Genomic DNA, 7,551 nt, shown 5'->3' on the forward strand with positions numbered 1-7,551 from the left:
TAGCGCAAGAATGTTTCGAGCTTTTGCCTGATCCTGTAATCCGCGTCTGAATCTAGCGTCTGAAAGAGCGTTGCAGGACGAGTCAGCGCGACTCGTCCTCAGATCGCTTCCAGCTTGGCATACCCAAGCATCAGCCACTTGCTGCCTTCGTCGAAGTTCACTTGCACGCGAGCCTGTGCCCCGGACCCTTCGAAGTTGAGGATAACGCCCTCACCAAACACCGAGTGCTGCACGCGTTGGCCAAGGCTGAACGCCGTCTGCGGGATGTTGGCGTTGGCGAAGAGGCTGCTGGCCTGGGTCTGCGCACCGCCGAAAGGACGGCTGACCGAATTGGACAAGCGTACTTCCTGAACCAGACCTGCCGGAATTTCCCGTACGAAACGCGATACCTTGTTGTATGTCTCGCTGCCATACAGGCGCCGGGTCTCGGCGTAGGTCATGATCAGCTGGCGCATCGCGCGGGTGATCCCGACGTAGGCCAGACGGCGCTCCTCCTCAAGGCGGCCAGGTTCTTCCAGGCTCATCTTGTGCGGGAACAGGCCTTCTTCCAGGCCGACCAGGAACACGTAGGGGAACTCCAGGCCCTTGGCGCTGTGCAAGGTCATCAACTGCACACTGTCTTCGTGCTCGTCTGCCTGGGCGTCGCCGGCCTCCAGCGAGGCGTGACCGAGGAATGCCGACAGCGGCGAAAGGTCGGCATCTTCTTCAGTGGATTCGAAGTTGCGCGCAGCGCTGACCAGTTCCTCAAGGTTTTCCACCCGAGCCTGGCCCTTTTCACCCTTTTCTTCCTGGTGGTAGATGATCAGCCCGGACTGCTCGATGACGGTCTGGGTCATGGTGTGCAGTGGCATCTCCATGACCTTGGTCGCAAGGTTTTCCATCAACTCGATGAAACCGCCCAGGGCGCTGGCCGCACGGCCTTTGAGTGCTTTGGCAGCGAGCAGCTGGCACATGGCATCCCACATCGACAGCTGGCTGTGGCGGGCATGTTCGCGGATCGCTTCGACCGTCTTCTCGCCGATGCCGCGTGGCGGAACGTTGATCACCCGCTCGAGTGCTGCATCGTTGCCGCGGCCTTCGAGCAGACGAAGGTAGGCCATGGCGTTCTTGATCTCGGCGCGCTCGAAGAAGCGCTGGCCACCATAGATGCGGTAGGGGATGCGCTCACGCAGCAGGGCTTCTTCGAGCACCCGCGACTGGGCGTTGGAGCGATAGAGGATGGCGATGTCGCTGCGCGAATTGCCGTCCTTGATGATGCGCTCGATGCTTTCGACCACGTAGCGTGCTTCGTCGTGCTCGTTGTATGCCGCGTACAGGGTGAGGGGTTCGCCTTCGCCCAGATCGGTCCACAGCTCCTTGCCCAGACGCCCGCTGTTATTGGCGATCAGGGCGTTGGCGGCCTTGAGGATGCCACTGGTGGAGCGGTAGTTCTGCTCCAGGCGGATCAGTTCGGCGTCGGGGAAGTCGGCGGTGTATTGATGGATGTTCTCGATCTTCGCACCGCGCCAGCCATAGATCGACTGGTCGTCGTCGCCCACAGCCATCAGGCTTTCGCCACCGCCGGCCAGCAGGCGCAGCCAGGCATACTGCACGGCGTTGGTGTCCTGGAATTCGTCCACCAGCAGGTGGCGGAAACGGCGCTGGTAGTGCTCGAGCAGGCCAGGGTTGTCGCGCCACAGGTCGAGAGCGCGCAGCAGCAGCTCGGAGAAGTCGATGACCCCGGCGCGCTCGCAGGCCTGCTCATAGGCTTCGTAGATGCCGCGCATGGTCGCCAGGAACAGGTCGCCGCTGGCCTGGATGTGCTGCGGGCGCAGGCCTTCGTCCTTCTGGCCGTTGATGAACCACTGGGCCTGGCGTGCCGGCCAGCGCTGCTCATCCAGGCCCATCTCGCGGATCACTCGCTTGATCAGCCGCTGCTGATCGTCGCCGTCGAGGATCTGGAAATTCTGCGCCAGGCGCGCTTCCTGCCAGTGGGCACGCAGCAGGCGGTGGGCCAGGCCGTGGAAGGTGCCGACCCACATGCCAGCCGGGTTGATGCCCAGCAACTGCTCGATACGGTGACGCATCTCCGCGGCGGCCTTGTTGGTGAAGGTCACCGACAGAATCGAATGCGGCGAGGCCTGTTCGACCTGGATCAGCCAGGCGATGCGGTGCACCAGCACGCGGGTCTTGCCAGAGCCGGCGCCCGCGAGCACCAGTTGACGCCCACGCGGGGCTGCTACGGCCTGGCGTTGGGCATCGTTGAGGGAATTGAGCAGTAGGGAGAGGTCATCAGTGTGCATCCGGCCATTCTAGGTTGGCGCGGGGGCTGCGGGCAAATGGTCGGGCATTTGTGAAATCATGACATACAGCAGTTTGGCCTGGCCTCGCGCTTGTGTATGCTCCGTGCACGTTCGCGGCTGACCATTATAAGAACACTGCCATATGACCCAGAATTGCGTGGTGATCGACGCATCACCCGAATCGACAAGGAGCGTTCGCAGGCAATTCGCAACCCAGCTCTCCATCGAGCGGACCCGCCTGCTTTACCAGGGCTCCTTGCTGCCCACCCTGTTCATGTTGCTCAACGGCCTGCTTTGCGCCTGGCTGCTGTGGAGCCCTGCCCGCTACCTGCTGGTCGGCGTGTGGATGGTCTGGTTACTGGCGCTGGTGGCCTTGCGGGTGATCCAGGTGGCGGCCTTCGATGCGGCCTCGCCGGAGCGTCAGGCCAAGCCGACCTGGTGGCGGATGTTTCTGGGTGGTTCGGCCTTCAGTGGCCTGACGCTTGGCTGTGCCGCCCTCGCGCTGGTACCGGTGGACAGTTTCGTCCAGCAGGCCTGGGTTTTCGGCCTGCTGGGCGCAGCGGCGCTGTCGGCGAGCGTCGCCTACGCGGTCAGCCTGCCGGCCTTTCTCAGCTTCGTGTTACCCGGCCTGTTGCCGCCGATCGGATTTCTGTTCTTTTATCAGGACGGGTTGCAGCGCGGCTGGGGCTGGCTTGGCCTGATCCTGCTCGGAGCCCTGATGGTGGTGGCCTGGCAGGTCAATCGTCTGATCGAACGCGGTCTGCTTCGGCGCTTTCAGAACCAGGCACTGATCGAGCATCTGCAGGGTGCGCAACGCCATGGCGAGCAATTGAACCAGGCCTTGAGCGCAGAGATCCGCCACCGTTGTCACGCCGAAGAGCAATTGCGCCAAGCGCAGGCCGGCCTCGAGCTGCGGGTGAGCGAGCGAGGCCGGGAGCTGGCGCTTGCCACCCAGGCCCTGGGTGCCAGCGAGCAGCGCCTGAGCCTGGCGCTGGAGGCTAGCGAACTGGGGCTATGGGACTGGGACCTCCAAACCGACGAAGTCCATCACACCCAGCTGCATGCCTTGTTCGGCCTGGAGCCTGGGCAGGTGCGCTCGGTGCGTGCCGACCTCAAGCCGCGCTTGCATCCCGACGATCTGCCGCTACTGCGTCGCACGCTGGTCGAGCACCTCAAGGGCCGCAGCGACGACTATCGCGTCGAATACCGGGTGCGCCACACGCAAGGTCGCTGGTGCTGGATCGAGGACCGGGGACGGGCGGTCGAGCGTGATGCCGACGGCAAGGTCCTGCGCATGCTGGGTACCCGTCGTGACATCACCGCACAGAAGGAACAGGAAGAACAGCAGCGGCTGGCTGCCACCGTGTTCGAAGCGGCGAGTGAAGGCATCGCCATCCTCGATGCGCACTACCAGTTGCTGGCGGTCAACCAGCGATTCTGCGATCTCACCGGCTACGGGCGCGAAGACCTGATCCTGCGTGACCTGCTGGAGCTGCCATGCAGCCGCGACGCCCGTCGGCACAGCCAATCGATCCACCAGGCCCTCGAGCAGCAAGGGCGCTGGGAGGGCGAGCTGGTCGAGGCGCGCAGCAATGGCGAGCTCTACCCGCAATGGTTGCAGCTCAATGGCGTGAGCGATGGACAAGGCAACATCAGCAATATCGTGGCGTTCTTCACGGACCTGTCGGCGCGCCGTGAGTCGGAGGAGCGCCTGCGCTATCTGGCCCACTACGATGACCTCACAGGCCTTGCCAACCGAGCGCTGTTCCGTCTGCGCCTGCATGAGGCGGTGCAGCGTGTGCGCCTGAACGGCCGCAGCCTGGCGCTGCTGCATGTCGATCTGGACCGCTTCAAGCTGCTCAATGAAAGCCTGGGGCACGAACTGGCCGACCAGTTGCTGAAGAAAATGGCCCAGCGCCTGGCCAATGCGGTGCCGGAGGCCGACACCGTGGCACGTATCTCCGGCGACGAGTTCGCCGTGCTGTTCGATGGCTACAGCAATCTTTCCAGCCTGGTGCGGGTCACCACACGCCTGCTCGACAAGCTGCGGGTGCCGCAGCGAGTGGGCGGTCATGAGGTGGTGATCAGTGCATCGGTGGGCATCAGTGTGTTGTCGGAGGCCACTTTCGACCTCAACGCTTTGGTCAGTCAGGCCGACATGGCCAAGCAACACGCCAAGCACCTGGGGGGCGACAGCTTCCAGTTCTATACCGAAAGCCTGCGTGCCAGCACCCTGGAACGCCTGCAACTGGAAAACGATCTGCGCAAGGCTCTCGACGAAAACCAGCTGCGGGTCTACTTCCAGCCCAAGCTGTGCCTGCGTTCCGGCCATCTGCATGCCGCCGAGGCGCTGGTGCGCTGGCAGCATCCACAGTGGGGCATGGTGCCGCCGGGCGAGTTCATCGGGCTGGCCGAAGAAACCGGGTTGATTGCGCCGATGGGTGAGTTCGTCCTGCGTCAGGCGTGTTGGCAGGCATGTGAATGGTTGCGCCAGGGTTGGGAGATCCGTGTGTCGGTCAACCTGTCGGTCTACCAGTTGCGCCAGGGCAAGGTGGTCAGCCTGGTGCGTCAGGTACTGCAGGAGACCGGACTGGCGCCGCACCTGCTGGAGCTGGAGCTGACCGAAAGCCAGTTGCTCGACAATGTCGAGCACATCATCGCCACCTTCCAGCAACTGCACGCATTGGGCGTGAAGCTGGCGATCGACGATTTTGGTACCGGCTATTCATCGCTGAGTTACCTCAAGCGCTTTCCGGTGGACTACGTGAAGATCGACCAGGCGTTCATTCGGGGCCTGCAGGAGGGCAGCCAGGATGCCGCGATCATCCGGGCAATCATCGCCATGGCCAAGAGCCTAGGGCTGGAGGTGGTGGCCGAGGGGGTGGAAACCCAGGAGCAGCTGGCATTCCTGCGTGAACAGGGGTGCGACGAGGCGCAGGGTTACCTGATCAGTCGACCGATCGATGCCGCAGCGTTCAAGACGTTGCTGGAGCGCTCGCGAAGATGACCTGCGCCCCGGCGGCAAGTGCCGGGGCAGGAGATGGTCAGAGGTGCCAGTGTCGGCCCTGATGCGCGAGGAGGCTGTTGGCCTGCTCCGGCCCATTGCTGCCTGCCGGGTAGGTCCGCGGTGCCTGGAAGTGTTCCTCCCAGCCTTTGAGGATCGGGTCGATCCAGGCCCACGCAGCCTCCACTTCATCGCGGCGCATGAACAGCGTCGAGTCACCGTCCAGTACATCCAGCAGCAGGCGCTCGTAAGCCTCCCAGCGGCGTGTCTGGGCGAAGGCCTGGGCCAGGTTCAGGTCCAGCTCGACCGGCGCCAGGCGCATGCCGCGGCCGGGGCTCTTGGTCATCATGCGCAGGCTGATGTGCTCGTCGGGTTGCAACTGGATCAGCAACTGGTTGACCTGGCCGCCGGCGAACAGCTCATGGGGCACCGGTTTGAACTGGATGACGATCTGCGACGAGCGCCGCGCCATGCGCTTGCCGGTGCGCAGGTAGAACGGCACGCCGGCCCAGCGCCAGTTCTCGATATGAGCCTGAACGGCGACGAAGGTTTCGGTATCGCTGTCGTTGTCGACATCTTTCTCGAAGTAGTAGGCCGGGACCTCCTGGCCGCCGATCTTGCCGGCGCTGTACTGGCCGCGTACGGTCTTGTCCTGCACGTCCTGGCCGGTGATGGGGCGCAGCGCACGAAGGATCTTCACCTTCTCGTCGCGCACCGCCTCGGCCTCGAATTGTGCCGGTGGCTCCATCGCCACCAGGCAGAGCAGTTGCAGCAGATGGTTCTGCAGCATGTCGCGGGTAGCGCCGGCGCGATCATAGTAGGCGCCGCGGTTCTCGACCCCGAGGGTTTCGCAGACGCTGATCTGCACATGATCGACCTGGCTGTTGCGCCATACAGGCTCCAGCAGGGCATTGGCGAAGCGCAGGGCCATGAGGTTCTGCACCGTCTCCTTGCCCAGGTAGTGATCGATGCGAAACACCTGGGACTCGTCGAATACCGCGCCGATGGCTTCGTTGATCGCCGTGGCCGACTCCAGTGAATGGCCGATGGGCTTTTCCAGCACGATGCGCGCTTCGCTGTCGGCAAGCCCGGCCAGGCGCAGATTGTTGGCGATGGGCACGAACAGGTTGGGGGCGGTGGCGAGATAGAAGATCCGGGTCAGGCCACCGGGCTCGCCGAGGTAACGGGCCAGGCGCCCGAAATCGGCGCCTTGGGAGGCGTCCATGGCGAAGTAGTCAAGGCGTGCCGAGAAGCGCTGCCAGACCTCCTCGTCGAAGTCGTTGCGGGCGATCTGCGCCCGGCAATGACGCTCGGTGAGCTTGAGGTAGTCGTTGCGCGGCAGGGGGCGGCGGGCCAGGGCGATGATCCGCACGGCGTTGTGCAGGCGACCCTCGCGGTAGAGCTGATAAAGCGCCGGCAGCAGCTTGTGCAGGGCCAGGTCGCCCGTGCCGCCGAAAACCAGAATGTCGCAAGGGATACTCAAGCCACCACTCTCCCACGTTCGTTTAGCTGGGCGGTCAGCCGGTCATGTAGTATAACTACAAGATAGCTACATCCCGGCCAGCCGATCATAACCGAGTCCAGCCTGTGAATCTGTTGCAACATATCGCTCAATCGCGCCACCTGCTGCGCAAATCGGAACTGAAAGTGGCCGATCACGTGCTGCTCGATCCGGCTGCCGTCATGCACAGCTCGATGGCCGATCTTGCCCACAGTGTTGGTATCAGCGAGCCGACCATCGTGCGTTTCTGCCGCGCCATCGGCTGTTCGGGCTTCCAGGACCTCAAGCTCAAGCTGGCGCAAAGCCTGGCGGCGGGCGCCAGCTTCGGCCAGTTCGCCATCCATGAAGACGATTCGGTCGCCGACTACAGCCTGAAGATTTTCGACACCACCTTGCACACGCTGATGGAAGTGCGCGAGCACCTCGACCCGCAGGCGCTGCAGCAGGCGGTAAGTGCCATGGCCCAGGCGCAGCGCGTGGAGTTCTATGGCTTCGGGGCTTCCGGTGCGGTCGCCGCCGATGCCCAGCACAAATTCTTCCGCCTGCTGCTCAGCGCCGCAGCCTATTCCGACCCGCACATGCAGGCGATGTCGGCGGTGACCCTCAAACCGGGTGATGTCGCCGTGTGCATCTCGCAGTCGGGGCGTTCGAAAGACTTGCTGATCACCGCCAACCTGGTGCGTGAAAGCGGCGCCAATCTCATCACCCTGTGCCCGAGCCAGACGCCGCTGGCGGAGCTGTCGACCGTCAACCTGGCGATTGAT

The 7,551-nt window shown here is 63.6% G+C and carries 4 protein-coding genes; 2 read left to right on the forward strand and 2 right to left on the reverse strand.

What is annotated here, in order from left to right; genetic code table 11:
* Positions 1-98: 98 nt before the first annotated feature.
* A complete protein-coding gene (gene uvrD / locus F6X62_RS18275; RefSeq protein ID WP_065864628.1) occupies positions 99-2,282 on the reverse strand; it encodes a DNA helicase II in 2,184 nt (727 codons plus the stop codon).
* Positions 2,283-2,424: 142 nt separating this feature from the next.
* Here uvrD and F6X62_RS18280 point away from each other — a divergent pair, with 142 nt between their 5' ends.
* Positions 2,425-5,289, forward strand: a complete 2,865-nt coding sequence (locus tag F6X62_RS18280) for an EAL domain-containing protein (RefSeq protein WP_153774333.1) — start codon at positions 2,425-2,427, stop codon at positions 5,287-5,289.
* A gap of 37 nt (positions 5,290-5,326) precedes the next feature.
* Here the strand turns inward: F6X62_RS18280 and zwf are convergent, their stop codons facing one another.
* Positions 5,327-6,769 (reverse strand): glucose-6-phosphate dehydrogenase, encoded by a 1,443-nt coding sequence (gene zwf, locus F6X62_RS18285; RefSeq protein ID WP_153774334.1) that lies wholly within the window; start codon positions 6,767-6,769, stop codon positions 5,327-5,329.
* Between the two features lie 104 nt (positions 6,770-6,873).
* Between zwf and F6X62_RS18290 the strand changes: the two genes are divergently transcribed.
* A partial coding sequence (locus tag F6X62_RS18290; protein WP_153774335.1) for an SIS domain-containing protein occupies positions 6,874-7,551 on the forward strand: 678 nt, incomplete at its 3' end.

Source organism: Pseudomonas sp. MNR3A (assembly GCF_009650575.1).
Lineage (GTDB): Bacteria > Pseudomonadota > Gammaproteobacteria > Pseudomonadales > Pseudomonadaceae > Aquipseudomonas > Aquipseudomonas machongensis.

Coding starts and splice junctions, on each gene's coding strand:
- uvrD (WP_065864628.1), bottom strand. CDS start 2,282: ATGCACACTGATGACCTCTCCCTACTGCTCAATTCCCTCAACGATGCC.
- F6X62_RS18280 (WP_153774333.1), top strand. CDS start 2,425: ATGACCCAGAATTGCGTGGTGATCGACGCATCACCCGAATCGACAAGG.